Annotated in this window: 26 protein-coding genes; 17 read left to right on the forward strand and 9 right to left on the reverse strand. The window is 72.6% G+C overall.

Annotated elements, in window-relative coordinates; translation table 11 throughout:
* The first annotated feature begins 67 nt into the window (after window positions 1-67).
* The 4 genes from P3T34_RS10240 to P3T34_RS10255 all read left to right on the forward strand — a co-directional run bounded on the left by P3T34_RS10240 (window position 68) and on the right by P3T34_RS10255 (window position 4,078).
* A complete protein-coding gene (locus P3T34_RS10240; protein WP_280665704.1) occupies window positions 68-727 on the forward strand; it encodes a nucleotidyltransferase family protein in 660 nt (219 codons plus the stop codon).
* A gap of 94 nt (window positions 728-821) precedes the next feature.
* Window positions 822-1,754: a hypothetical protein gene (locus P3T34_RS10245; RefSeq protein ID WP_280665705.1), complete on the forward strand. Its 933-nt coding sequence runs from the start codon at window positions 822-824 to the stop codon at window positions 1,752-1,754.
* A gap of 315 nt (window positions 1,755-2,069) precedes the next feature.
* The gene (locus tag P3T34_RS10250; RefSeq protein WP_280665706.1) at window positions 2,070-2,912 is read left to right on the forward strand and encodes a hypothetical protein; all 843 of its coding nucleotides are present in this window, start codon (window positions 2,070-2,072) and stop codon (window positions 2,910-2,912) included.
* 155 nt (window positions 2,913-3,067) lie between these two features.
* Window positions 3,068-4,078 carry a DUF2637 domain-containing protein gene (locus P3T34_RS10255; protein WP_280665707.1) on the forward strand — a complete coding sequence of 337 codons (1,011 nt, stop codon included), beginning with the start codon at window positions 3,068-3,070 and terminating at the stop codon, window positions 4,076-4,078.
* 39 nt (window positions 4,079-4,117) lie between these two features.
* On the opposite strand, the gene P3T34_RS10260 is transcribed toward P3T34_RS10255, so the two are convergent.
* The 3 genes from P3T34_RS10260 to P3T34_RS10270 form a co-directional block, all read right to left on the reverse strand.
* Window positions 4,118-6,331: a SpoIIE family protein phosphatase gene (locus P3T34_RS10260; RefSeq protein WP_280665708.1), complete on the reverse strand. Its 2,214-nt coding sequence runs from the start codon at window positions 6,329-6,331 to the stop codon at window positions 4,118-4,120.
* Between the two features lie 165 nt (window positions 6,332-6,496).
* Window positions 6,497-6,952 carry an ATP-binding protein gene (locus tag P3T34_RS10265; protein ID WP_280665709.1) on the reverse strand — a complete coding sequence of 152 codons (456 nt, stop codon included), beginning with the start codon at window positions 6,950-6,952 and terminating at the stop codon, window positions 6,497-6,499.
* 144 nt (window positions 6,953-7,096) lie between these two features.
* Window positions 7,097-7,822, reverse strand: a complete 726-nt coding sequence (locus P3T34_RS10270) for a carbonic anhydrase (protein ID WP_280665710.1) — start codon at window positions 7,820-7,822, stop codon at window positions 7,097-7,099.
* Window positions 7,823-8,018: 196 nt separating this feature from the next.
* Between P3T34_RS10270 and P3T34_RS10275 the strand changes: the two genes are divergently transcribed.
* The 3 genes from P3T34_RS10275 to P3T34_RS10285 are packed head-to-tail and all read left to right on the forward strand — an operon-like array spanning window position 8,019 to window position 11,524.
* Window positions 8,019-8,729, forward strand: a complete 711-nt coding sequence (locus P3T34_RS10275; protein ID WP_280665711.1) for an urease subunit gamma — start codon at window positions 8,019-8,021, stop codon at window positions 8,727-8,729.
* Window positions 8,726-10,450, forward strand: a complete 1,725-nt coding sequence (locus P3T34_RS10280) for an urease subunit alpha (protein ID WP_280665712.1) — start codon at window positions 8,726-8,728, stop codon at window positions 10,448-10,450. Before P3T34_RS10275 ends, P3T34_RS10280 begins: the two co-directional genes overlap by 4 nt.
* A gap of 30 nt (window positions 10,451-10,480) precedes the next feature.
* Complete coding sequence (locus P3T34_RS10285; RefSeq protein ID WP_280665713.1) at window positions 10,481-11,524, forward strand: agmatine deiminase family protein; 1,044 nt, start codon at window positions 10,481-10,483, stop codon at window positions 11,522-11,524.
* Window positions 11,525-11,576: 52 nt separating this feature from the next.
* Here the strand turns inward: P3T34_RS10285 and P3T34_RS10290 are convergent, their stop codons facing one another.
* From P3T34_RS10290 to P3T34_RS10300, 3 genes are read right to left on the reverse strand one after another with little or no spacing between them, the layout of a single operon-like run.
* Window positions 11,577-12,509 carry a terpene synthase family protein gene (locus tag P3T34_RS10290; RefSeq protein WP_280665714.1) on the reverse strand — a complete coding sequence of 311 codons (933 nt, stop codon included), beginning with the start codon at window positions 12,507-12,509 and terminating at the stop codon, window positions 11,577-11,579.
* A complete protein-coding gene (locus tag P3T34_RS10295) occupies window positions 12,509-12,724 on the reverse strand; it encodes a hypothetical protein (RefSeq protein WP_280665715.1) in 216 nt (71 codons plus the stop codon). Before P3T34_RS10295 ends, P3T34_RS10290 begins: the two co-directional genes overlap by 1 nt.
* A complete protein-coding gene (locus P3T34_RS10300; RefSeq protein WP_280665716.1) occupies window positions 12,714-13,157 on the reverse strand; it encodes a hypothetical protein in 444 nt (147 codons plus the stop codon). The genes P3T34_RS10295 and P3T34_RS10300 overlap by 11 nt, the downstream gene beginning before the upstream one ends.
* Window positions 13,158-13,289: 132 nt before the next feature.
* Between P3T34_RS10300 and P3T34_RS10305 the strand changes: the two genes are divergently transcribed.
* Entirely contained in the window at window positions 13,290-14,636 is a 1,347-nt protein-coding gene (locus P3T34_RS10305; RefSeq protein WP_280665717.1) for a transcriptional regulator, read from the forward strand.
* 110 nt (window positions 14,637-14,746) lie between these two features.
* On the opposite strand, the gene P3T34_RS10310 is transcribed toward P3T34_RS10305, so the two are convergent.
* A complete protein-coding gene (locus P3T34_RS10310; protein WP_280665718.1) occupies window positions 14,747-15,073 on the reverse strand; it encodes a nuclear transport factor 2 family protein in 327 nt (108 codons plus the stop codon).
* A gap of 56 nt (window positions 15,074-15,129) precedes the next feature.
* Window positions 15,130-16,314 carry a M20 family metallopeptidase gene (locus tag P3T34_RS10315; protein WP_280665719.1) on the reverse strand — a complete coding sequence of 395 codons (1,185 nt, stop codon included), beginning with the start codon at window positions 16,312-16,314 and terminating at the stop codon, window positions 15,130-15,132.
* Between the two features lie 123 nt (window positions 16,315-16,437).
* Here P3T34_RS10315 and P3T34_RS10320 point away from each other — a divergent pair, with 123 nt between their 5' ends.
* The 5 genes from P3T34_RS10320 to P3T34_RS10340 all read left to right on the forward strand — a co-directional run bounded on the left by P3T34_RS10320 (window position 16,438) and on the right by P3T34_RS10340 (window position 20,207).
* Window positions 16,438-17,538, forward strand: coding sequence for an AsnC family transcriptional regulator (locus tag P3T34_RS10320; RefSeq protein ID WP_280665720.1), 1,101 nt, complete (start codon window positions 16,438-16,440; stop codon window positions 17,536-17,538).
* Between the two features lie 89 nt (window positions 17,539-17,627).
* Window positions 17,628-17,750 (forward strand): hypothetical protein, encoded by a 123-nt coding sequence (locus P3T34_RS10325; RefSeq protein WP_280665721.1) that lies wholly within the window; start codon window positions 17,628-17,630, stop codon window positions 17,748-17,750.
* A 229-nt stretch (window positions 17,751-17,979) separates the two neighbouring features.
* On the forward strand, window positions 17,980-18,660 hold the full coding sequence (locus P3T34_RS10330; protein ID WP_280665722.1) for a DUF4232 domain-containing protein: 681 nt from the start codon (window positions 17,980-17,982) through the stop codon (window positions 18,658-18,660).
* Window positions 18,661-19,023: 363 nt separating this feature from the next.
* The gene (locus P3T34_RS10335) at window positions 19,024-19,149 is read left to right on the forward strand and encodes a transposase (RefSeq protein WP_280665723.1); all 126 of its coding nucleotides are present in this window, start codon (window positions 19,024-19,026) and stop codon (window positions 19,147-19,149) included.
* Window positions 19,150-19,568: 419 nt separating this feature from the next.
* Window positions 19,569-20,207 (forward strand): TetR/AcrR family transcriptional regulator, encoded by a 639-nt coding sequence (locus P3T34_RS10340; RefSeq protein ID WP_280665724.1) that lies wholly within the window; start codon window positions 19,569-19,571, stop codon window positions 20,205-20,207.
* On the opposite strand, the gene P3T34_RS10345 is transcribed toward P3T34_RS10340, so the two are convergent.
* Window positions 20,204-21,370, reverse strand: coding sequence for a protein phosphatase 2C domain-containing protein (locus P3T34_RS10345; RefSeq protein ID WP_280665725.1), 1,167 nt, complete (start codon window positions 21,368-21,370; stop codon window positions 20,204-20,206). The two genes, P3T34_RS10340 and P3T34_RS10345, sit on opposite strands and share 4 nt — an antisense overlap.
* Window positions 21,371-21,701: 331 nt before the next feature.
* Here P3T34_RS10345 and P3T34_RS10350 point away from each other — a divergent pair, with 331 nt between their 5' ends.
* From P3T34_RS10350 to P3T34_RS10365, 4 genes are all read left to right on the forward strand, one after another.
* Complete coding sequence (locus tag P3T34_RS10350) at window positions 21,702-22,190, forward strand: hypothetical protein (protein ID WP_280665726.1); 489 nt, start codon at window positions 21,702-21,704, stop codon at window positions 22,188-22,190.
* Window positions 22,191-22,338: 148 nt separating this feature from the next.
* Complete coding sequence (locus P3T34_RS10355) at window positions 22,339-23,007, forward strand: DUF3105 domain-containing protein (RefSeq protein WP_280665727.1); 669 nt, start codon at window positions 22,339-22,341, stop codon at window positions 23,005-23,007.
* Between the two features lie 8 nt (window positions 23,008-23,015).
* On the forward strand, window positions 23,016-23,735 hold the full coding sequence (locus P3T34_RS10360) for a DUF305 domain-containing protein (RefSeq protein WP_280665728.1): 720 nt from the start codon (window positions 23,016-23,018) through the stop codon (window positions 23,733-23,735).
* 189 nt (window positions 23,736-23,924) lie between these two features.
* Window positions 23,925-24,581 carry a MarR family transcriptional regulator gene (locus tag P3T34_RS10365; protein WP_280665729.1) on the forward strand — a complete coding sequence of 219 codons (657 nt, stop codon included), beginning with the start codon at window positions 23,925-23,927 and terminating at the stop codon, window positions 24,579-24,581.
* The last annotated feature ends 5 nt before the right edge of the window (window positions 24,582-24,586 follow it).

Here is a 24,586-nt window from a genome sequence, read left to right on the forward strand (position 1 = left end):
GGTCGGCGCACCACCGTTGTGGATTCATCCAAGCCGGTCGGCGGCTTGTGAGCGGCAGAATGCTGCCATGGCCGACCCCTCGCCCTCGCCCTCGCCCTCGCCCCTGCCCTCACCCGCTCCCGCTGCCGCTGCCGCTGCCGCTGCCGTCGCCGGACTCGTGCTGGCGGCGGGCGGTGGACGCCGACTGGGCGGTCGGCCGAAGGCGCTGCTGCCGTTCCGCGGCCGTCCGCTGGTCGAGCACGCCGTGGACGTGCTGCGCGAGGGCGGCTGCGGGCCGCTGCTCGTGGTGCTCGGCGCCGCCCGCGAACAGGTGCTGGCCACCGCCGAGTTGGCCGGCTGCACCACGGTCGCCAACCCCGACTGGGCGGAGGGCATGGGCGGTTCGCTGCGGGCCGGGCTGGCCGCGCTGCCGGCCGGCTGCTCGGCGGTGCTGGTCTCGCTGGTGGACACCCCGGGCGTCACCCCGGCCGCCGTCGCGCGCCTGCTGGCCGCCCATCGCGAGGGGGCCGCGCTGGCCGCCGCCGGGTACGACGGCAAGCGCGGGCACCCGGTGCTGATCGGCGCCGAGTACTTCGCCGAGGCGGCCGCCGGCGCGCGCGGCGACGCGGGTGCGCGGGCTCTGCTGGCCGCCCACCAGGACCGGCTGCGGCTGGTCGAGTGCGCCGATGTCGCGGTGCCCGACGATCTCGACACCCCGGCCGATCTCGACCGCTGGTCGGCGGGTTGACGATCCGCCAGAGGTCTGCCCAAAAGGGCGCTGCCCCTGAGAAACCCCTGATCATTCGTGCAATCGCCGCCATCGGGTGCCCCGATCGGGGAGCATGGGAGACGACCCGCTCTCCACCGAACGGACGGTGCGCGCCTTGTCCGGACACCCGCTGCCCGACGACTTCACCGGCCGTGGGCCGTACGAATCCGAGCCCGGAACGGAGGGGCCGGGGGCGGTCGGTGCCAACCGCCCGATCCGCTGCCCCGCCTGCCGCCGCGAGCACCTGTACGAGCCGCCGGCCCTCCCCTGCCCCTGCGGCGCCTCGCTGAAGGTGCCGCTGCTGCGCGGCGGGGTGCCCGTCCAGGTCCGGTTCCGCTCCTGGGAGGACTCCTGGCTGAGCATGCGCTGCCCGCACTGCGGCCGGTCCGACCAGTGGCCGCAGCCGGAGTTCACCTGCAACTGCGGGGCGACGGTGCGGCTGCCCGTGGATCGCGCGCCGCGCACCGGCACCTCCGGGCCGCAGGGGGCGCGCCCGTACGGCACGCGCCCGCATGTCGGCTCGCCCGCCCCGCTGTACGCGGCCGAGCCGCCCGCCGCCCGACCGCCGCACCCCGGGGCCGACCGTGCCACCCCGCAGGGCGGTCGCCGGCAGAACCGCCCGCCGTTCCGCCCGCAGCCGCTGCACACCTCGCAGGACGCGGTGCTCACCACGGCCCGCTACCTGGAGTGGCTGGGCTTCGAGGAGTTGGAGCTCTCCGAGGCCGAGGAGCGCGAGGCGGTGACCCTGCTGGGCGACCGGCTGGTGGCCCAGGTGGACACCTGGTCCGAGCCGGCCGACGTCCGGGTCGTCGAGTGCCTGTGGCTGCAGACGCTGCACGCCGAGGAGATGGCCGCGGCGATGTTCACCATGGCGGGCTACTCCCATCAGGCCACCGTCCGCGGTGAGCAGTTGCTGGTGGCCCTCTTCACGCTGGATCAGTCCGGTCTGCCCCAGCCGGCCAACGGCGCCGCGGAGGCCCTGCTGGAAACCGGCTGGACCTCCTGACCCTCCCGACTCTCCCGACCGCTCCGACCCGCCAACCCCTCCCGAACCTGCTGAATCCCCCGTCACTCCCTCCTCCACCTCAGCTCACTCCGGCCTGCGCGGAGCAGAAATACGTCACGCTCGTGATCTGGTGCACAAGCTCGCCCCCGTGTTGAATTGCGGCCACGGCAGCCATGGCCGCTGGGCATCGCACACAAGGAGGTGGCGTTGTCGGAGCACGGAACGGCCCCGCTGAGCGGGGGGAAACCGGGCCGGCGGGGGAGCGCCGACCGCGGGCGCGGCGGCCCACCGGGCGTGCCGCCACACGGTGGGGGGTTGCATCCGGGCACCGTCGGCCACTTCGACGAGATCACCAGCGGGACGGTCTGGCGGCTGCGCTCGCGCGCCTGCTGGCAGGAGGCCGCCGAACTGCTCTTACCCGCCGCCGAGCACAACCCTCGGGCCGCCCTCTGCCGGGCCGAACTCCTCATCGAGCAATGCCTGTTCACCGCCGACCACTGGGAGGCCGCGGAGACCGCGCTGCGACTGGCCGAGGCCGGCGTGACCAGCACCGAGCAGCGCGCGGGGGCCTCCTGCGCCCGGGGCTTCCTGGCCTATCTGGGCAGTGTGCTCGGCCCGCGCGACCGGCTGGACGAGGCGCAGGCCGCGCTCGGCCGGACCTCCGCCCTGCTCCCACCGCAGGCCGCCGGGCGACCACTGCTGGACTTCCGCCGCGGGCTGGTCGCGGAGAACCTGCTGCGCGACCAGACGGCCGCCTGGATCGCCTACCGCCGGTCCCACGAGGGCGCGTTGGCCTGCGGCGACACCCTGCTCTCGTCCTACACCTGGCGGCACCTGGCCGCACTGGCGCTGGCCGGCGGGGACCGGGTGCGGGCCAGGGAGGGCTTCGACCACTCGCTGCGGCTGCGGGAGGAGCTGGGGTTCACGGTGGGGGTGGCGCCGGCCCTGGCCGCGCTGGCCGAGGTCTCCGAACCCGAGGAGGCGGCGCGGCTGCGGGCCGAGGCGGGGCGGCTGGTGCAGGCGCTGGGCGGTGTGCCGGTCTGGCTGGTCGGCCGGCTCGGCGAGGCGGCGCCGACCGGCGGCCCGCCCGGTGCGCCACGCGGCGCTCCGCCGAGCGCCCGCCCCGGCGTCCCGTCGGTTCCGAACCCAGGGCGGTAGGACGATAACACCATCAGCGTGACAGGACGTCAGATACCCACCTACTCGCGGTATTTGACGCCAAAGCAGTCATACGCCCGTCCTGAGTCAGCCATGATGGACGCCCATGGTGGCCACCGTCATCACGACTACGGAGAGCGAGGCTGGTTCGGGACATGAGACTGTCGGACATACCGCTGGGCTGGGCCATCGCGGGCGTTGTCGCGCTCGTCCTGCTCGCCGTCCTGGTGACCTTCCTGCGCACCCGGGGGGCGGCCACCGCCCGCGGCGCGGACTCCTGGGAGCGGACCGAGGAGCGCCGGCGCCGTACCGAGTCGCTCTACGGCGCGGCCTCCTACCTGCTGCTGTTCTGCTGCGCCGCCGTCGCCGCCGCGCTCTCCTTCCACGGCCTGGTCGGCTTCGGGGTGCAGAACCTCGGCCTCTCCGGCGGCTGGGAGTACCTGGTCCCGTTCGGGCTGGACGGCGCGGCGATGTTCTGCTCGGTGCTGGCCGTCCGGGAGGCCAGCCACGGTGACGCCGCGCTCGGCTCACGGCTGCTGGTCTGGGTCTTCGCCGGGGCCTCCGCGTGGTTCAACTGGGTCCACGCACCAAGGGGGTTCGGGCACGCCGGCTCCCCGCAGTTCTTCGCGGGGATGTCGCTCTCGGCCGCCGTCCTGTTCGACCGGGCGCTCAAGCAGACCCGCCGGGCGGCCCTGCGCGAACAGGGCCTGGTCGCCAGGCCGCTGCCGCAGATCCGGATCGTCCGCTGGCTGCGCGCACCGGTCGAGACGTACGCGGCCTGGTCGCTGATGCTGCTCGAAGGCGTCCGCAGCCTGGACGAGGCGGTCGAGGAGGTGCGCGACACCAAGCGCGAGGCGGTGGCCACCCGCGAACGCCAGCGGCTGGCCAGCCGGCGCGAGCGGGCCGAGATCCGGGCGATCAGCCGCCAGCACGGCGGTTGGGGCCGGTCGCGGGCGGCCGCCGCAACCGGCCGTCAGCTGGAGCCGGGCAGTGCGGAGCCCGCGATACCCCCCGGTCCGCTCGCCGAGTCCGCGGCGCCGCCCGGGCTGCCCGCCCGGACCGCGCCGCGGGCGATCGACCTGACCACCGACGACACGACCATGACGCTGCCCAGGCTTGACTCCCTGGAGCAGAAGCTCAAGGACCTGGAGAACCAGTTCAGCTGAGCCGCAGTGCAGGGGGGTCGGCCCACCCCTGCACTCCGCTCAGACCTCGGCCGTCAGCTCGAACCACATCCGCTTGCCGGACCCGCGCGGCTCCACGCCCCAGGCGTCGGCCAGCGCCTCGACCAGCATCAGCCCGCGGCCGGAGGACGCCTGCTCGCCCGGGGTGCGGCGCTGCGGCCAGAGGTCCGACTCGTCCTCCACCTCGATCCGCAGCCGGGGCTCGCGGCCGTCCTCGCGGTAGAGCCGCGCGGTGAACATCGCGTCCCGGTCGGTGTGCCGGATCGCATTGGTGACCAGCTCGGAGGCGAGCAGCTCGGCGGTGTCGATCAGCTCCGCCACGCCCCAGCGGCGCAGCGCATCGCGCAGCTCGCCGCGCAGCTCGGAGACCCGGGCCAGGTCGGCCTGGCCGATCCGGCGGCGCAGCTGCTGGGCGGCCAACCCGCCCTCCGGGCCGTCCCAGCGCAGCAGCAGCAGCGCTATGTCGTCCTCGCGCTCCGAGGCGTCGGCGGCCAGCGAGGCGATCGTGTCGGCCAGGTCCTCCAACGGGTCGGGGCTGCCCGCGCGGCGCGGCGCGAGCTCCCCGCTGACCGCGTCGCACAGCCGCGCCATGCCGGTGTCCAGGTCCATCGTGCGGGACTCCACCAGGCCGTCCGTGCAGAGCACCACGGTCTCGCCGGGATCGAGGCTGAACCGGGTGACCTGGTACTCCTGGTCCGGCGAGACGCCCAGCGGTAGCCCGCCGACCACCGTCTGCACGGTGCTGCTGCCGTCGGCCCGGCGCACCACCGGCTCCAGGTGACCGGCCCGCACCGCGTAGACCACGCCGTAGTCGACGTTCACCTCGGCGTAGGTGCAGGTGGCGAAGTGGTCGGTGTCCAGGTCGGCCAGGAAGCGCGAGGCCCGGGCCATCACGGCGGCCGGCGGGTGGCCCTCGGCCGCGTAGGCGCGCAGCGCGATCCGCAGCTGGCCCATGATCCCGGCCGCGTGCACATCGTGCCCCTGGACGTCGCCGATCACCAGCCCGACGTGCCCGCCGGGCAGCGGGACGACGTCGTACCAGTCGCCGCCGATCTGCAGCCCCGAGCCGGCCGGCAGATACCGCACCGCGGTGCTCACCCCGGGCACCGCCGGGACGGTGCGCGGCAGCATCACCCGCTGCAGGCCGGCCGCCAGCTCGTGCTCGGCGTCGTGCAGTCGGGCCCTGGCCAGCGACTGGGCGACCAGGCCGCCCAGGGTGGAGAGCAGCGTGCGCTCGTCGGCGTCCAGCGAGCGCGAGTCGTCGAAGCTGACCATGCAGACGCCCGAGGCCCGTCCGCTGGCGACCAGCGGCAGGAAGACCCAGGCGCCGCGGCCGGTCTCGGCCGCCCGCGGCCAGGCCAGCGGGTAGCGCTCCTGGTACTCGGCGCGGCTGGCCAGGAAGACCGGGACCCGGTTGCGGATCGCCTCGGCGGCCGGGTGGTGCGGATTGATCGGGGAGCGGTCGAAGCCGGTCATGTCCTCCTGGCGGTAGCCGCTGGCGCCCAGGATCTTTAGCCGGCCGGTCTCCAGCGAGGCCAGCACCAGGCCGTCCGGCGGCAGGCCGGGCAGCGGCAGCTCGGTGAAGACCCGGGCCACGTCACGCACGGTGACGGCCTCGGAGAGCGCCCGGGCGGCCTCCTTGATGAAGCGCGAGCGCTCCTCGCGCAGCGCGGCCTGCCGGCCCGCGTCGGCGCGCTTGTGCAGTTCGGCGGTGGCGTCCCAGACGAAGCCGACCATCCGGGACGGCCGCCCGAAGGCGTCGGCCAGCACCCGGCCGCGGAACCGCACCGCGTGCAGCTCACCGCCGGGCAGCAGTGTGCGGTAGTAGGCGCCGCACTGGCCCAGCTCGGCCACCGCGCGTTCGATCCGGCGGCGCACCACCGGGGCGTCCTCGGGGTGCAGCAGCGCCAGGAAGCCGGCCGAGGTGCGGTCGAAGCCGCTGCCGCCGGTCAGGCCCAGGATCGTGCAGGCCCGCTGGTCGCCCTCGACCAGGTCGCGGCGGATGTCCCAGTCGAACGAGCCGATGCCGTTGGCGGCCATCGCGGGTTCGAGCCAGTCGGGGGTGGACTCGCCGCTGCGGGTGGGCAGGCCCTGGGCCGGTGGGACGGGCGCCGCGGCGCCGATCCGGCCCATCGGCACGCCTGGGCCGCGCCGGCCTGGCCGGCGGGCGCCCTGCGCGGGCGGAGCGGGCGGTGCGGCCGTGGTGGGCCCCTGGGGATCGGGCTCAGTCGCCATGGCTCTCCTGCCGGTCCCGAACGGTCGGTGGGTGTGCTTCCTCGGACCGATCCTCGGGTGGGAGGCGCCAGGTCCGGACACACATTCTCACTATCCTGTCGAATGTTCGGCAAAGCGGCAATGCCGCCCGGTCCCCGGCGGCCGCGGTGAGAGCTCTGGCCGCCGCTACGGCAGGGTGAGCTCGAACCAGGTGATCTTCCCGTGACCGCGCAGCTGGACGCCCCAGGCATCGGCCAGCGCCTCGACCAGCAGCAACCCCCGACCCGAGGTCGCGTCCTCGGCGGGCCCGGCGCCCTGGCCGGCCCCGCGCGGTCGCGGCAGCTGCACGCTGTGGTCGCCGATCTCCACCCGCAGGCGTCGCCCACCGTCGATCGGCACGTCCAACAGCACGTCGATTCGCGCGCCGTAAGAGGTGTGCAGCAGCGCGTTGGTGACCAGCTCGGAGAGCAACAGCTCAGCGGTGTCGGCCAGTTCGGGGACCCCCCAGCGGCCGAGCGCGGCCCGCAGCCGGCAGCGCAGCGGCGCGATCTGGCCGAGCTCAGCCGACGCCAGCGCGGCATGCAGCCGGCGTCCCCCCTCGATCCTGAACGCACCTTCAGGGAAGCGTGCTTGACTGTCCATCAGATTCGGACCCCCGCCCTCCGCCGGCCCGCCACCCGCAGTCCCCCCGCAGCGCGCTGGCCGTTGCCCCCTATCGTGGGACCCGCTTGCCCGAACCCGCAACAGTGCCGCGGAATCGGCGGGGCTGGTGGGCCCGGCGATCCCTCAGCCGGCGAAACCCACCGTCCCGGTGTCCAGCGAGTAGTACGCCCCGCACACCAGCAGCCGCCCCTCCCCCACCAGCGGCGCGAGCAGCCGGTCGGCCCGCAGCTGCTCCACCACCTGCCGGGTCTGCTCGCGGACCACGGCCTCCACCAGCCCGCCCGGCGCGGCCTCGGACGCCGCCACCTCGGACGCCACCGCCTCGTACGGCGCGCGCAGGTCCTGCGCCACGTCGGCGAGGTGCCCCGGCAGCGGCTCACCGGCCTCGAAGGCCCGGACGGCGGCGGTCACCGCCCCGCAGCGCTGGTGGCCGAGGACCACCAGCAGCGGGGTGGCCAGCTCGGCCGGGCCGTACTCCAGGCTGCCGGTGACCAGCCGGTCCAGCGTGTGCGCGGCGGTGCGGACCACCAGCAGGTCGCCGAGGCCCTGGTCGAAGACCAGCTCGGGCGGGACGCGGGAGTCGATGCAGGAGAAGACCACGGCGAACGGGGCCTGCCCGTCGGCCAGGTCCTGGCGGCGCGGCAGCGAGGCGTCGGGGTGGCGGGCGCGATTGGCCACCCAGTTGTCGTTGCCGTCGCGCAACCGCCGCAGCGCCTCGGCGGCGCTGCCCGGTCGCCCGACGCCCGCCGCCCGCGCAGCCGGCAGGTCACCGGCCCGGGCCCCGGGCAGCACCCCCAGCGCTCCCGCACCCAGCACCGCACGCCCCAGCACCGCACGCCGGCTCACCATGTCGTTCTCCTACCGCTCGTTCTGGCAAACGAGTGACACCCGCGCCGGTCACCCCAGCGCGCAGAACTTCACAACCCGGGCAAGGCTGGACACCGGGAGCCGATCCAGGTTCAATGGCCAGCAGAAGTTTGAACGCCGTTCTAACTCTCGTCCCCCTCCCCCTCTCCCTCTCCCCGGCTAGCGCGAGCGAGGCACCGTGCGACTCACCCCCACCGAACGGGATCGGCTGCTGATCTTCACAGCCGCCGAGCTGGCCCGCGCCCGCCGCGCCCGGGGCGTTCGACTCAACGTCCCCGAGGCCACCGCGCTGATCGCGGACACCGTCTGCGAGGCCGCCCGCGACGGGCGCCGCCTGGCCGAGGCCATCGAGGCCGGGCGCAGCGTGCTGAGCGCGGAGGATGTGCTGCCGGGGGTGGCGGATGTGGTGACCGTGATCCAGGTGGAGGCGGTCTTCGACGACGGCACCCGCCTTGCGGTGGTCAACGACCCGTTCCGGGGCGGCGGTTCGCTGGGCGACGGCGGCCCCGGCGCGGCGCTGCCCGGCGACGGCGCGGGCTACGACCCGACCGAGGAGACGGTGGTGCTGTCCGTGCACAACACCTCATCGGTGCCGATCTCGGTCACCTCGCACTTCCACTTCTTCGAGTCCAACCCCCGGCTGGCCTTCGACCGTTCGGCGGCCTACGGCACCCGGCTGGCCGTCCCGGCCGGCTCCTCGGTGCGCTTCGACCCCGGCGCGGTGGTCGAGGTCGGCCTGGTGCCGATCGGCGGCGACCGCATCGCCATCGGCTTCGCCGGCCTGGTCGACGGCCCCCTCGACGCACCCGGCGCCCGCGAGGCCGCCCTCGCCAAGGCCCGCGCCACCGGCTACCTGACCAGCTTCGACAACCCGGAGGTCGCGGAATGACCGCCATCAGCCCGCACGACTACATCTCGGTCCACGGTCCGCGCACCGGCGACCGGGTGCGGCTGGGCGACTCCGGCCTGATCGTCCGCGTCGAGTCCGACTCCCAGGCACCCGGCGACGAGTTCCTCGCCGGCTTCGGCAAGACCGCCCGCGACGGCATGGCCCTCAAAGCCGCCGCCGTCCGCGACACCTGCGACGTCGTGATCAGCAACGTCCTGGTCATCGACGCGGTCCAGGGCATCCGCAAGACCTCGATCGGCCTGATCGACGGCCGGATCGCCTCCATCGGCCGCGCTGGCAACCCCGACACCCTCTCCGGCGTCGACGTGGTCGTCGGCACCGGCACCACCATCGTCTCCGGCGAAGGCATGATCGCCACCGCCGGCTCCATCGACACCCACGTCCACCTGCTCTCCCCCCGCATCATGGAAGCCTCCCTGGCCGCCGGCGTCACCACCATCATCGGCCAGGAATTCGGCCCCGTCTGGGGCGTCGGCGTCAACTCCCCCTGGGCACTGCGCCACGCCTTCAACGCCTTCGACGCCTGGCCCGTCAACATCGGCTTCCTCGGTCGCGGTTCCTCCTCCGACCCCGCGCCCCTGATCGAAGCACTCACCGAAGGCGGCGCCAGCGGCTTCAAGGTGCACGAGGACATGGGCGCCCACACCCGCGCCCTGGACACCGCGCTGCGGGTGGCCGAGCAGTACGACGTCCAAGTCGCCCTGCACACCGACGGGTTGAACGAGTGCCTGTCAGTCGAGGACACCCTCGCGGTGCTGGAGGGCCGCACCATCCACGCCTTCCACATCGAAGGCTGCGGCGGCGGACACGTCCCCAACGTGCTCAAGATGGCCGGCGTCGCCAACGTCATCGGCTCCTCCACCAACCCCACCCTCCCCTTCGGCCGCGACGCCCTCGCCGAGGCCTCCGGCATGATCGTCTCCGCCCACGACCTCAAGCTCGACCTGCCCGGCGACGCGGCGATGGCCCGCGACCGGATCCGGGCCGGCACGATGGGCGCCGAAGGCGTGCTGCACGACCTCGGCATGATCGGCATCACCTCCTCCGACGCCCAGGGCATGGGCCGAGCAGGCGAAACCGTCCGCCGCACCTTCGCCATGGCCGGCAAGATGAAAGCCGAACTCGGCCCCCTGGACGGCACCGGCTCCTACGGCACCATCGAGAGCGGTGACGACAACGAGCGAGTGCTGCGCTACATCGCCAAGCTCACCATCAACCCCGCCATCGCCCACGGACTCGCCCACGAGGTCGGCTCCATCGAGGTCGGCAAACTCGCCGACATCGTGCTCTGGCGCCCCGACCACTTCGGCGCCAAACCGCAGCTGGTCCTGAAGGCCGGCTTCCCCGCGTACGGCGTCACCGGCGACCCCAACGCCTCCACCGACCGCTGCGAACCCCTGGTCCTCGGCCCGCAGTTCGGCGCCCACGGCGCTACGGCCGCCGACATCTCGGTCGCCTTCGTCTCCCAAGCTGCGGCCGATGCCTCGTACTTGGACCAGATGGCCGACCAACTCCCCACCCGGCGACGGCGCGTGGGCGTCCGCAACACCCGCGGCATCGGCCCGCGCGACATGGTGCGCAACGCCCGCACCGGCGAGGTGAAGGTCGAGGCAGCCACCGGCCTGGTCTCGCTGGACGGTTCGCCGATCCGCTCCGAGCCCGCCGAGAGCGTCTCTCTCAGCCGCCTCTACTTCCTCTGAACCCACCCTCGCCCCTTAGGACTTATCGCCATGACCACCCCCGCTTCGCTCGGCTACTCGATGCCCGCCGAATGGCACCCGCACGAGCGCACCTGGATGGCCTTCCCGACCAACAACCAGACCTTCGACACAGCTGATCAGCTGCACGCCGCCCGGCTCGCCTGGGCGAAGGTGGCCAACACCATCGTCCGCTACGAGCCGGTGACGATGATCGTCAACCTCGGCGAGTCCGACACCGTGCGCGGCTACGTCTCGGCCGAGGTCGAGCTGGTCGAGCGCCCGCTGGACGACGCCTGGATGCGCGACATCGGCCCCACCTTCCTCACCGGCCCTGACGGCCGACTCGCCGCCGCCGACTGGGTGTTCAACGGCTGGGGCGCGCAGTCCTGGGCCAGCTGGGAGAACGACCAGCACATCGCCGAGGCCATCACCAGCCTCACCGGCGTGCAGCGCTTCGCCTCCCGGCTGATCAACGAGGGCGGCGGCATCCACGTCGACGGCGAGGGCACGGTCCTGGTCACCGAGACCGTCCAGCTGGGCGAGGGCCGCAACGCCGACTGGACGAAGGAGCAGGTCGAGGCCGAGCTGCACGCCCACCTCGGCACCACCAAGGCCATCTGGCTGCCGCGCGGACTCACCCGCGACTACGACGAGTTCGGCACCCGCGGCCACATCGACATCGTCGCCTCCTTCGTCCGCCCCGGCGTCGTCCTGGCCCACGTCCAGCCCGACCCGGCCCACCCCGACCACACGGTCTGCCAGGAACTGGTGGCCCTGCTGCGCGCCTCCACCGACGCGGCCGGCCGCCACCTCGAGGTCATCGAGGTCCCCGCCCCCACCGTCCTGCACGACGAGGACGGCGAGCCGGTCGACTACTCCTACATCAACCACTATGTCGCCAACGGCGCCGTCATCCTCTGCGCCTTCAACGATCCCCGCGACAAGGAGGCCGCCGCCATCCTCGGCAAGGCCTTCCCCGACCGCACCATCGAACTCGTCGACGCCCGCGAGATCTTCGCCAACGGCGGCGGCATCCACTGCATCACCCAGCAGCAGCCGAGGCCGAAGCTCTGAGCTGAGCTCCTGCGACGTCAGCGGCCCGGGGCCGTCATCCACCGTCACCCTCTCAGTGACGGCGGATGACGGCCCCGGCCGGCGCGTATCGGGAGCTGACGGAGGTCCACTCACGCAGCGCATGCCGGAACGAGTCGAGGTGCAGCGCGAACCGGGCGGTGTCCTCCAGCAAGCCGTCCCGCGCCGCCGACGGGCGCGCCTCGTCGGCGTACTCCCGCAACGCGCAGCGCAGCCACCAGAACCGGCGCTCCTCGGCGTGCAGTTGCTCGCGTACTTTCTCCCGGGCGACGGTGGGTGGCAGGCCCTCGCTGCGGGCCAGCGCGTCCAGCGCGGTGAACCTGTCCCCCGCGTCGGCCGCCAGGTCGTTGGCCAGATACCCACACGCCGAGAACGCCGCCAACAGCGACTGCACCAGCGGACTCTCCCAGTCCAGCGTGACCACCTGCTGCGCCAACTCCGTCCACATCGCCGCCAGCACCATCCCGCCATCAGGCGGCCGGATCGTCATGTACTCGCGCAGCGTTGGCGTCCGACCCGGCTGCGCGAAATCAACCAACTTCCCGTGCGCCGCCTCGATCCAAGCGACCATATGGCCCTGGTACCGGTCCCACCAGTCCCCCGGCATCACCTCCCGAGTCCGCTCCACCAGATCGGCAAGCGCCCACACAACGGGATGATCGCCCGCATCGACCGGCACACACTCCCCTACCGTGTCGACCAGCCGCCCGACGAACCCGCCCACCTCCAGCGGCGCCGCCTCCCGCAACTCACTGTCCAACACGTCATCCAGCCGCCACGTCAACAACGCCCACTCCACGGCCAGTTGCAGCGGCGCTCCCGACGCGCCCGGCCACGCCCGCAGGCACAGCCCGACATACCCGTGCCCGAGATAGCCGTCCGGCTCCGGATGAAGCCCGTGCTCCACCATCCAAGTCCGCGCCCCCACATACACATCCGTGTGCCGCCGATCGGTAAGGATCCCCATCAGGACCCCTCCCTGACGCGGGCGGAGTGACGAGCCTTCACGCACGGGGTGCAGCGCACGACCGTGGTGTCCTGCACGACGCCCGGCATCGCGCGGGTGGTGATGGTCTCGCCACGGTGCAGCGGGCCGTCGGCGGTGCCGCAGCCGATGCACGCGGTGCCGTCGAGCTGTGCGTCGCTGAAGAGCCTGGGGCCTTCGCCTACCTCATCGAACACGGGTTTTCCCCATCCAGACATGCCCCGGCAGCAGGGCGGCGAGCAGGTGGCCAGAGACGGTGGAGAGGTCAGCGTCCCGAGCCAGAGGGGTGCCGCTGATCAACACGACGACCGGGGCGCCCGCTGCGACGAACGCGATCCACTCCCTGGCCGTCGGCATCCGAAGATCAACATCCGAGGCCGGGATGACCAGCACGACGCCGTCGTCGTCGGCGCACCTCAGAGCCGGCGCCAACTCGGGCATGGCGCGGTCCGGTGTCGCCAGGCCCAGAGATCTGGCGATGACCTCCAACTCGGCCGCAGCACCACGCGGGTGCGCGATCAGCAGGAAGGCGACGAGTCCTTCGGGGGTTGAGTCGATCCACGTCCACGCGGACAATTCCGCGAGGAACTCGACGCTCAGGGCTAACGGGTACTCGGCTGCCGTCACCATCTGCCTCTCCTTGCAACGGAGGTCTACCATCACAACCAGGCAACACCCTGTGACTGCTTGTGGTCATCGGCGTAAGGGGTGGCACAGGGTGGCACTTCAGCCTCGGCTGACGCGGAGGGGTAGGTAGGAGACATGAAGGAGCCGAACACCTCACTCGCCGACTGGCTGGAGCGGTCAGGGCTGAGTCGCCGCGAACTCGCACGCCAGATCAAAGCGGCAGCTCAGGACGCCGGCCATCCGCAGATCTCGCCGGACGCGACCACCGTGCGCCGGTGGCTGGAGGGCAAGCAGCCCAGGCGGCCGGTCCCCGGGATCCTCGCCGACGTCATCTCGGCCGCCGTCGGATACCGGGTCACAACGGTCGAACTCGGTCTCGGTGCGAGTCCGGCAGAGGACCGCTCGCTCCTTTACTCCCGCAGCTACGCGGTTACCGTGGAAACCGTCGCTGACCTGGGGAGAGCTGACGTGGATCGCAGGAAGTTCCTTGCCGCTGCACCGTTCGCCGCCGTCGCCGCCATCGGACCCTCCCGGGACTGGCTGCTGAGCACCCTGGACCAGCAGCCCGACGTGGGCCCCCGGGTTCGACTGGAGGACGTCACTGCGGTGCGCAACATGTTCTCCGAGTTCCAGCGGATGGACATCTTCCAGGGCGGTGGAAGCGGACGCCTGCTCCTCGCCGCGTACCTGAACATCCACGTCTACCCGCTGCTCCGACGAGCCGGATCCGATGAGGTCCGCCGCGCGCTGTGCGAGGCCGCAGCCGAGCAGACCTACCTCCTTGGGTGGATGGCATACGACAACGGCGAGCACGGCACAGCCCAGCGATACCTGATCCAGTCACTACGGCTCGCCGAGGAGTCGAGGAACACGCCGCTCGGTGCACACGTTCTCGCCGGCATGGCGGACCAGGCCACCTTGCTGGGGCACCCCGAAGAAGGACTGCGACTCGTTCAGGCCGGTAGGCACGGTCTGCGAGGCGGCTCGGACGCCTGCCTCGCAGACCTGTGGGCCCTGGAGGGCCGGGCGCTGGCCACGATGGGCGACAAGAAGGGGGCAGCGCTCGCGGTTGCACACTCCGACGCTGCCGCCAACAAGATCGACCACTCGGCGGAAGCAGAGTGGGCGCTCTTCATCGACCCGGCCTACCTGCACGGCGAGCACGCGGTGACCTTCAGGGACAGCGGTGACACGGCCGCCGCGCAGGAGCACGCCCGTCTAAGCATCGACCACGCCCGCATGCAGAAGCGCGCGCGCCGCGGCGCGATGTCCCAGGCCGCGTTGGCGAGCGCGCACCTGCAGCAGCGCGATCTGGACGCTGCCTACGCGGCCGGCCTGCGGACACTCTCGCTCACCCGTCAGGTCAAGTCGTCGCGCGCGGTCGAAGCCGTCGCCGATCTCCAGCGACGCATGCAGCCCTTCGGGGCGCACAGGCTCGTGGCTGACTTCTCCGAGCGAGCGCGGCCGCTACTGGCGGTGTGACCTGGGCAGAGCACCGACGGTGTCCGCTCAGAGGCGCGGGGCGAGGAGTTGAAGGAGACCGGTGACGGCAACGCCCGCGACGATCTCACGGCGGTCGATCATGCCTTGGTTCAGCTGAGGAAGTCGACGCGGTCGATCAGGCCTTCGCGTACTCGGTAGGCCACCAGGACGCGGACCGGGTCGTCGGCCAGGCCGTGGGCGACTTCGTGGTCGACCACCCAGTCGCCTTCGCTGAGCCGCCCCACGATCTCCGCCCGGCAGCGGCCTTCGACGAACTGTCCGGCGTACCTGTCGCGCAGGGCTTGCCGGCCCTGCAGTTGGCTGCCGTCGGCCCGGTGGATCGTGATGTCCTCGGCATAGGTGGCGACGAAGGCGTCGATGTCGTGGCTGTTGTAGGCGGTGATCTGCTGCTCGACCACGTCACGCGGTTCGGTCATGTCTTGATCGTTCCTTCCTTGAGGTACTTGAGGTACGGGTTCAGGGTTCAGGGGGTTCAGGCCGCGAGGCGGCGGGTGGCGAGTTCGGCGTAGAGCGCGGCTCCGTCGGGGAGCACCGCGTCGTCGAACTCCGCGTAGGGCGAGTGGTTGAGCGGCAGGTTGTCGGGGTCGGTCCCCCTCGGGGCGGCGCCAAGCCATGCGAACGAGCCCGGGACGGCGTCGAGCACCCGGGAGAAGTCCTCCGCCCCGGTCATCGGGTTCGCCATCGTCTGGAAGCGCTCCTCGCCGAAGACCTCCCGGACGGTGTCCGCCAGGAAGTCGGTCTCGGCCCCGTCGGTCACGGTCACCGGGTACCCGGGCACGTACTCGACCTCCGCCCGCAGGCCGTGAGCGGCCGCGATGGCCCTGACCAACTCCACCGCGACATCGGCGACCTTGGACTGCGCCTCGGCGGAGAAGCTGCGCACGGTCGCCTCGAAGTAGGCGGTCTCGGGGATGATGTTGCGCTGGGTGCCGGCCTGGAGGAGCCCGACGGTGACCACCACCGGATCGAACACGTCGAAGCGGCGGGTCACCATGGTCTGCAGGGCGGTGACCATCTCGCAGGCCGCCGGGATGGGGTCCTTGGCCCGATGCGGTACCGAGCCGTGGCCACCCGCACCGTGGACGGTGACGTTCAGGGCATCGGAGGCGGCGAGGATCGGCCCGCGCCGGGAGCTGAACTCCCCGTGCGGCATGGCCGACGCCACGTGCAGGGCGTAGGCGGCGACCGGGCGCCTGCCCGCCGCGTCCAGCACGCCCTCGGCCAGCATGGCGCCGGCGCCGTCGAAGCCTTCCTCGCCGGGCTGGAACATGAAGACCACGTCGCCGTGGAGTTGCTCCCGCCGTGCGGCCAGCAAGTGTGCCGCGCCCGCGAGCATGGCGGTGTGCAGATCGTGTCCGCAGGCGTGCATGGCGCCGTTGTCGGCGGCGAACGGCAGCGGAGCCTTCTCCACGACCGGCAGGCCGTCCATGTCGGCGCGCAGCAGCACCGCCGGCCCCGGTCGCCCGCCGCGCAGCACTGCGGTGACCGAGCTCAGGGCGGAGCCCTGGCTCACAGTCAGTGGCAGTCCGTCGAGGGCCTGCAGCACCCGCTCCTGGGTGCGCGGGAGTGCGAGGCCGAGCTCGGGGAACCGGTGGAGGTCGTGGCGAAGCCGGACCAGGTCCGGGGCCAGAGCGAGCGCGTCATCGTGCAGGGACACAGGCACCTCCATCGAACCCGCGGGTGGCGGGAACTTGTGCAGAGCGATCTTGTTCGGTGATTCTGGATCTTGCGGCGGGAGTTCCCGCGATTTCGCAGGATCCCACCACGAGGAGGCGCTCTGATGAACGAATCCACCGGTAGTCGACCGCGACCGACGCCCGAGGTGGCAGTGGACGAGGTGACAGTGGACGAGCTGGACCTCGCCCTGGTGAACGCGATGCAACTGCGGCCCCGGGCACCCTGGTCGCTGCTCGGCCAGACCCTCGGGATCAGCCCGGTCACCGCTGCCCGCCGCTGGCGCCGGCTCTCGGAGGCCGGGATCGCCTGGGTGACCGCCTACGGTCTGCCGCACCCCGAGGACCGCGGGTGCGTCGCCTACCTCGACCTCGACTGCGCTCCCGGCCGGCTCCGGCAGATCGCCGACGAGCTGGCCGAGGACCCGCACGTGATGAGCATCGAACATCTCTCCCAGGGCTGCGACCTCGTCGTCACCGCCGCCTTCACCGACCTGGCGATGGTCTCCCGGTACACCACCGAACGGCTCGGCCGGCTCCCCGGGGTCAACGCCGTCCGCGTCCACCTGGCGACCGGCTTCTACGCCGAGGGGATCCGCTGGCGACTGGACTCACTGGACCCCACCCAGCGCGTGGAGCTGCACGACGATCACCCGGCGGGCAACGGGCCACCCTCCGGCGTACGAGCCGAAGTCCGCGAAGAAGACCGGGAGTTGCTCATCAGACTGGGCGTCGACGGCCGCCTCGACCAAGCCGAGCTGGCCGCCGCCACCGGGCTCAGCCCGTCCACGCTGCGCCGCCGCCTCGACCGGCTGGCCGCCTCCGACGCGATCCGCTTCCGCTGCGAGATCGCCGCCCGCGACGCCGGCCGGCCGGTCATGGCGACCTTCCGGGCCGATCTTCCCCCGGACCGGCTCGATGAGGTCGGCCTCCAGCTCGCCCGACTCCCCGAGATCCGGCTGTGCGTGTCCGTCACCGGCCCGCACAACCTCATCCTCTCCGTCTGGCAGCGCTCCCTCGCCGACGTTCACCGGCTGGAAACCGCGCTCGCCCGCAGGTTCCCCGACCTGCGAGTGGCCGAGCGCCGCGTGTCGCTACGCACCGTGAAACGGATGGGCCGGATCCTCGACGCGGACGGCCGCGCGGTCCGCGCCGTTCCGATGGACATCTGGCGAGACCCGATCCCCGTCTCCTTTCCGGGCACCTGACCGGCGGAGTCTGGCGCGCGGGGGTGGGCGCGGCGGGGTGTGATGGGGGTATGACACAACACTGGTTGGTCAGGTGGACCGATGAACTGATGCGTCTCACGGAGGACTTGACCCAGGAGCAGGCGGCCGACTTCGTGCGGCGCGTCTACGCCGCGGGGCACGAGGCCGGGATCGCCGATGCGGCTGCGGAGGCGCGCCGGGAGCGGGAGTAGCGGGAGTAACCGGCAGGGTCAGCGGCGCACCGCCGCCAGCCGGTACTGTCATGCGATATACCCGCCGGGTGCGACCACCGGCGTGAGGTGTCCCGATACCGGCCCGGTTCTGCTGTAGCCGTGTAACGGACCCGCTGACCGGGGCGGTTGCGCGCGTAGGGTCCACCGTAGCGGGGATCCAGAGAGTGGGTCCCAGGCAGCGGGATCGGCTCGACGGAGGAGAGACGCTATGCGTTCACGGCTGGCACGAATGATGGTTCCGACCGCCGTCCTGGCCACGGCGGCACTGACCATGACCGCCTGCTCGTCGAGCGGCTCGAGCGGCTCGACCGGCGGTGGCACCGCCGCCGGCGGCAGCAGCAGCCAGCAGCCGGCGTCCTCGACGGCGCCGGTTTCACCGTCGGGCCAGTCCGCTCAGTCCGGTCAGTCTGCGCAGTCCGCTCAGCCGGCGGGATCGCGGACGGCACAGCCCGTCTCGCAGGCCGGTGCGGGGTCGGCGTGCGCCAGCAGCCAGCTGAGCGTGGCCCTGGCCAACCAGGGTGTCGGCGCGGGCCAGTTCTACGCCGACCTCGTCTTCACCAACACCTCCGCGACCAGCTGCACCCTCACCGGCTACCCGGGCGTCTCGTACGTCGGCGCCAACGGCGTCCAGTCCGGCAACCCGGCCCAGCGCAGCAGCGTCGACCCGGTCACCACCGTCACGCTCAAGCCGCACGGCACCGCCAGCGCCCAGCTCCACGACAGCAACGGCATCAGCGGCTACTCCCCCACGCAGTGCCAGCTCACGCCCGCCAACGGCCTGCGCGTCTACCCGCCCGGCCAGACGGCGGCGCTCTTCCTCCCCTGGCAGACGCAGCACTGCGCGGGCCTGAGCATCAACCCCCTCACCATCGGGGCGGTCAAGGCCTGACGCCCTGACGCCCTGACGCCGGGGTTCAGATCTGCAGCTCCGGCGGGAACCCGGTCCACCGCAGGTCGGCGGGCAGATGGCTGACATCGTTTTGACTCCCAGTCTCCCTGGCGTGGGCGCCGGGGATTCCTAGCGCGTCCCGCGCATCCGCTGCGCGGGGCGTGCTACCTGGTTCCTGGTTCCTTCCCCGTGGTGGGGAGTTGTGCCCGTGCCCCTCCGATTGCCGACCGGTGGGTCTTACCAGGCTCCGCAAGCGTTTACCTCACTCGGTCACCCGGTGAGGGCCGGTACGTCCCCCGGTATGTGCTGCTGGGCCGCCCGGATACGGCGTCCCTCGAACTTGACGGCGCGGGCCGCGTTGACGTGTCCAAGCTGGTCAACAGCCTCAAAGGCGTCAGCTCCCGTCGGATGCGCCAGGAGTTCCCGCAACTGGCCGGCCACTACTGGCGCGCACAGAAGCTCTGGTCCGGCTCGTACTTCGCCGGCTAGGTCGGCGGCGCACCGATCAGCGCACTCCGCCAGTACATCGAGCAGCAGAACCGAACGGCCTCGACCTTGGCCTACCCCCTGCGCGGAGCGCGCTCCGGCGCTCCGCGCCTACAGGCCAAGGATTCGCTTCACCACCGGACCGAAGCCCGATGCACTGCGAATAATCCCGGTAGCGCGTGACCGTTCCTGACATACTCGCGTTCCTTTTCGCCCCGCTGTGATCTTGTCCCTGCTGGGACGCAGCGCCTGGCCGCCCGGTTCCTGCCCGCGTGTTGACGGAACGTCGAGGCCGGAGAGCGTCCCGGACCTGTCCCCCGAGCCGCCCGAGCCGTCCGGGGCAGCGCGGCGGCGCCCACGGAACGCCTTAGGCTGAGAGCGTCCGCAGCCAGCACACGTCAGCACGTCAGCAGGAGCCGAAGATGCCGGAGGTCCGCCCGCGACGACCGGCACGGCCTCGCGAGGAGGTGCTGGCAGCGGCCATGGCGGCGATCGCCGAGCACGGGCTGGCCAAACTGACCATGGCCGGCCTCGGCAAGCAGCTGCAGATGAGCGCCGGCCACCTGCTCTACTACTTCGGCAGCAAGGACCAGCTGCTGCTGGAGACCCTGCGCTGGAGCGAGGAGCAGCTCGGCGAGCGCCGGCGCGCGGTGCTCGGACAGCCGGGGCTGAGCGCGTGGGACCGGTTCACCGCGTACGCGGACCTCTACCTGGCGGACGGCCCGGGCGATCCGCGCTGGATCCTCTGGGTCGAGGTCTGGGGCCGCTCCCCGGCGAGTGAGGAGATCCGGCAGGGGCAGCTGGCGATCGAGGCCCCCTGGCAGGCCGACCTGGAGGCGCTGATCCGGGACGGCTCGGCGGCCGGCGAGTTCGCCCCCGGCGCGGCCGACGAGCGGGCCGTCCAGCTGCGGGCGGTCCTGGACGGCTTCTCGGTGCCGCTCGCGGTCGGCCTGCCCGGCGTCCGGCGCGCGGAGAGCGCTGCCCGGGTGGCGGCGGTGGCGGCGGCGGTGCTGGGGATCGAGCCGGACGGAACCCCGGACAGGAACCCGGCCGGGCGCTAGTCGGTCCAGAGTGCGACGGCGGTGCGGTCGTCGGCGTAACCCTTGGCGCGGACCTGGACCTGGCGCAGGAAGTCGACCGAGCCCGGCGGGTGCGGGTGCGCCCAGTGGGTGGCCAGGAAGTGTGCGACGGCGGGCTCCTCGGCGATCGGGTCGGCCAGCCCGGGGGTACCGAGCAGCAGGATGTCGCCGGGGGTCGCGGGGACCAGCCGGAACCGGAACGGGCGCGGTTCGGGGGCGGCCACCGGGCCGTCGGGGTGGTGCAGCAGACGTGCGGCGTACGCGTCGATCCAGTGGCCGGCGCGCAGCAGGTAGAGGCCGCCGGGGCCGACGCCGAAGGCCGCGCGGTGGGTGGAGGCGGGGTCGAGCGAGATCAGCAGGCAGTGCAGCGCACCGGCGTCCGGCGCCAGCGAGCGCAGGGTGGCGGAGGCGCTGACGGTGAGGCGCTGCAGGCCGTAGCGGAGGCGGTCGCGGGCGCCCTCGCGCAGGTCGGTGGCCAGTTCGGCGCGGCTGCGACCGATCGCCTCGGCGAGCTGGGCGACGGCTTGGCGGACGGTGTCCGAGACATCGGCGGCGTCGGCGGCGTCGGCCGTGTCGGCGGTGCGGGCGCGGCTGCCCAGGACGGCGAGCAGCAGGCCCTCGGGGCCCTCGCCGAAGCGGGTGAGCAGCAGGGCGTCGCTGCGCGACTCACCGCGGTAGCGGGCGGAGTCGCCGCGGACGGAGGCGGCGCGCAGCGTGAAGCCGGCGTACTGGGCGCCGTCGAGGACGGTGTCGGGGACGACCGCGGCCACCCGCTCGGGGAGTGCGGCGGGGAGGACGGTGGGTTCGGGGACGTACGTCGGAGGCCGGCCGCCGACGTAGGGGGCCGGCCGGGGCACGTCGGGGGCTTTCGGTACGGGCGCGGGCGCGGGCGCGGGCACAGCGACGGACTCGGGTTCCGGCTCAGCAACGGGCTCGGGCTCGGGCTCAGCAACGGGCTCGGGCTCGGGTTCCGGCTCGCTCCCGATCTGCGCCCCGAGCGGTCCGACGATCGAGGCGACCGAGTCGAACCAGTCGTCCACCGTCGCCTCCCCCGCGTCGGCCGTCGGAGTGTCCGGCAGGCTGCCGGCCGGGCCCTCGTAGACCTGGCCCCACCATCCGTCGGCGGGCGCACCCTGGTTGCTCATCTGCCGGCTCCTCGTCCGTGAATGCCGTCACCGGCCGGAGGCTGGGTCGATCGTCATTCTGCCCATGGCGGTCGCCCGTGTCCGGGCTTTCGGTACGACGGGGGCCGATCAGGCCAGGTCGGTCGGCTCGCGGCCGTCCGCGAGTGAAGCGCGGCCCGATCGAGAAATGATCCCGAGCCAATGCCGAGCCAACGCCGATCCGACCCCGAGCCGATCCCGAAACAATCCGGAGCGAAGCAGGACGAATCATCCGAACGGCGGCTGGATGAATCCGAAAGTGAGGGCTTAGGAGGGGGACCGCTCCCCCCATTCGGCCCATTAATATGTGCGCATGACCGCGCCAGGACCTCTGAGACCGACCACGGGGAGCGCCGCACTCGCGGGCCGCCCGGCGGGGGCGCTCTGGGTCCTGCTGCTGATCGGTTTCCTGGTCGGGCTGCCCTGCGCCGGTACCGCGCACGCCGCGGCCGCCACCACCGCGGTCACCACCACCATCGGCGCCGCCGAGCACCACGCCCAACCGGAGCCGCAGCCGACCGGCGCGCGCAGCGCCCACCCGGCGCCCCCGGCGGCGTCCCCGCTCCCCCCGCTGACCTTGTGCACCGCCGACGACCCGGTTCCCCCACCGGGCGACGGCTGCTCCAACCTCCCGTTCTGCAGCCAGGACGCGCAGCTGCCGAACGCTCCCCCCCACCCCGAGCCGGCCGCGCCGCCGCAGCTGGTCACGTTCCGTGCGATGACCACCGTCCGTCCGGCGGGCAGCACCCCCGGCACCGCGACGGCCCCCGATCTCCACCTGCTCCAGGTCAACCGGACCTAGGCGGAACCCGCCGCCGATCCCGCCCGGCCCGCACCGCGCCCTGCCCGCAGGGCGCATCGGGATCCGGACGGACCCGGCGGTCCCTCCTCCCCTGCCTCACCTCATTCCGCCGCGCGCAGAGCGTTCGGCGGGGACAAGGAAGATCCCCGTGGGTTCCGCCTCCAAGCAGTCCAACAAGAAGTCCGCCGGCGGCAAGCAGGCGGTCGCCGACCGCCGCGAGCGGATCGTGCAGCTGCGCGCCGAGGAGCAGCGCCGCGAGCGCCGCAACAAGATCATCGCCTTCTCGGTGGCCGCGGTCGTGGTGATCGGCGCGGTCGGCGCGGGCGGTTACGTGATCAAGAGCGCCAACGACAAGAAGGCCGCCAAGGTCGCCGCCGCCAAGGCGCCGATCGCGGGCGTCCAGACGTACAGCAACCTCACCCGCAACCACGTGACCACGCCGGTCAGTTACCCGCAGACCCCGCCGGTCGGCGGCGACCACAACCCGGTCTGGCTCAACTGCATGGGCACCGTCTACGACAAGCCGGTGCAGAACGAGAACGCGGTCCACTCGCTGGAGCACGGCGCCGTCTGGGTCACCTACAACGCCAAGGCCACCGCGGACGACATCACGACGCTCTCCGACAAGGTCAAGGCCACCCCGTACTCGCTGATGAGCCCGTACCCGACCGAGAAGGGCACCATCACGCTGACCGCGTGGGGCACCCAGCTCGTCCTGGACAGCGCCAAGGACCCGCGGGTGGAGCAGTTCTTCACCAAGTACGTCCAGGGTCCGCAGACCCAGGAGCCGGGCGCCTCCTGCAGCACCGCCGGGTGAGCGCCGCCATGACGAATCGCAGCACGAAGAGCGCCGGGGCCACCGAGTCCGACGGCACGGACGGCCTCGCGGGCTCGCGCGCCCCGGTCCGGCGGCGGGTGCTGTGGTGGCCGGCCGCGCTGGCGGCCGCCGTCGCCCTCTGCCTGGGTGTGCCGGCGCTGCTCGCGGGCAGTACGACGGCCTCCGGCACGGTGCTGACCGCGCCGGCCACCGACTCGCCCGACGCCGGGTTCGCCCGGGACATGTCGACGCATCACCAGCAGGCGATCGACCTGTCCTTCATCATCCGGGACCGGACGGACAACGCGGAGGTCCGCGACCTGGCCTTCGACATCATCAACACCCAGGCCAACCAGCGCGGGATGATGATGGGTTGGCTCGCCCAGTGGGGGCTCACCCAGAACTCCCCGGCCGCGCCGATGGCCTGGATGCAGATGGCGCCCTACCAGGCGCACGACGGTTCGCTGATGCCCGGGATGGCGACCAACACGCAGCTGGACCAGCTGCGTGCGCTCAGCGGCAAGGCCGCCGAGATCTTCTACCTCCAGCTGATGATGCAGCACCACACGGGCGGCATCGCGATGGCGCAGGGGTATGTGGAGCTCGCGAAGAACCCGGCGGAGAAGAGCCTGGCGCAGTCGATGGTGGCGGGCCAGACCGGGGAGCTCCAGCTGATGACGACGATGCTCGCCGAGCGCGGAGCCAAGCCGCTGCCGCTCAGCCAGTAGCTCGCACAGTTAGGTCACACAGCACAGCGCCGAGCCCGCCCGCCGCCCCTCGGGGCAGCGGGCGGGCTCGGGCCTTTTTCTGTCGGTCGGCGAGTCTGTCGGACCCCGAACCAATCGTTGCCGGAAGTACTCCCGCAGAGATCTGGTCGGCAACAGAGGCATGTGCTACGAACCGCTACGCTGTCGCCCATGCCGTCGCAGCCCCACCCCGATCCCGCGGGTTCAGCCTCCGCCCGTCGCACGCCGTCCGCGACCGGCCAGCAGGGACCAGCCCCGAGCGGACGCGGCTCGATCCTGGAGGACGTGCTGGCCATCGAGCGCGCCCAGCGGCTGACCGACGTGGTCACCCGGCTGCGCCGGGCGCTGCGCAGCAGCATCCGCACGGACTACCCGTGGGAGTCGCTGCCGATGGCCCAGGTCGAGCTGCTGCAGACGCTGGCCGCCGCTCCCCTGCGGGTCGGTGAGCTGGCGGCGCGTCAGCGGTTGGCGCCCAACACCGTCAGCGGACTGGTCGGCAAGCTGCTGGAGGCCGGGTTCGTGGACCGGCAGGCCGACCCGGGCGACCGCCGCACGGCGCGGATCGCGCTCACCGAGGCGGGGCAGCAGCAGCTGCTCGACTGGCAGCAGGCGCATGAGCGGCGGATCGCCAACGCGCTGGCCACCCTCTCCGCCGCCGACCACGACGCGGTGATGGCCGCCCTGCCGGGTCTGGACCGGCTCGCCAAGGCCCTGGCCGGCGCCACCCCCGCGACCGGCACCAGCACCGTCGGCGGCGACAGCACCGTCGGCGGCAACAGCACCGTCGGCGGCAACACCGGCGGCGACAGCGGCGAACGGATCGCCTGACCGAC

This window comes from Kitasatospora sp. MAP12-44 (genome assembly GCF_029892095.1).
Taxonomy (GTDB): Bacteria; Actinomycetota; Actinomycetes; order Streptomycetales; family Streptomycetaceae; genus Kitasatospora.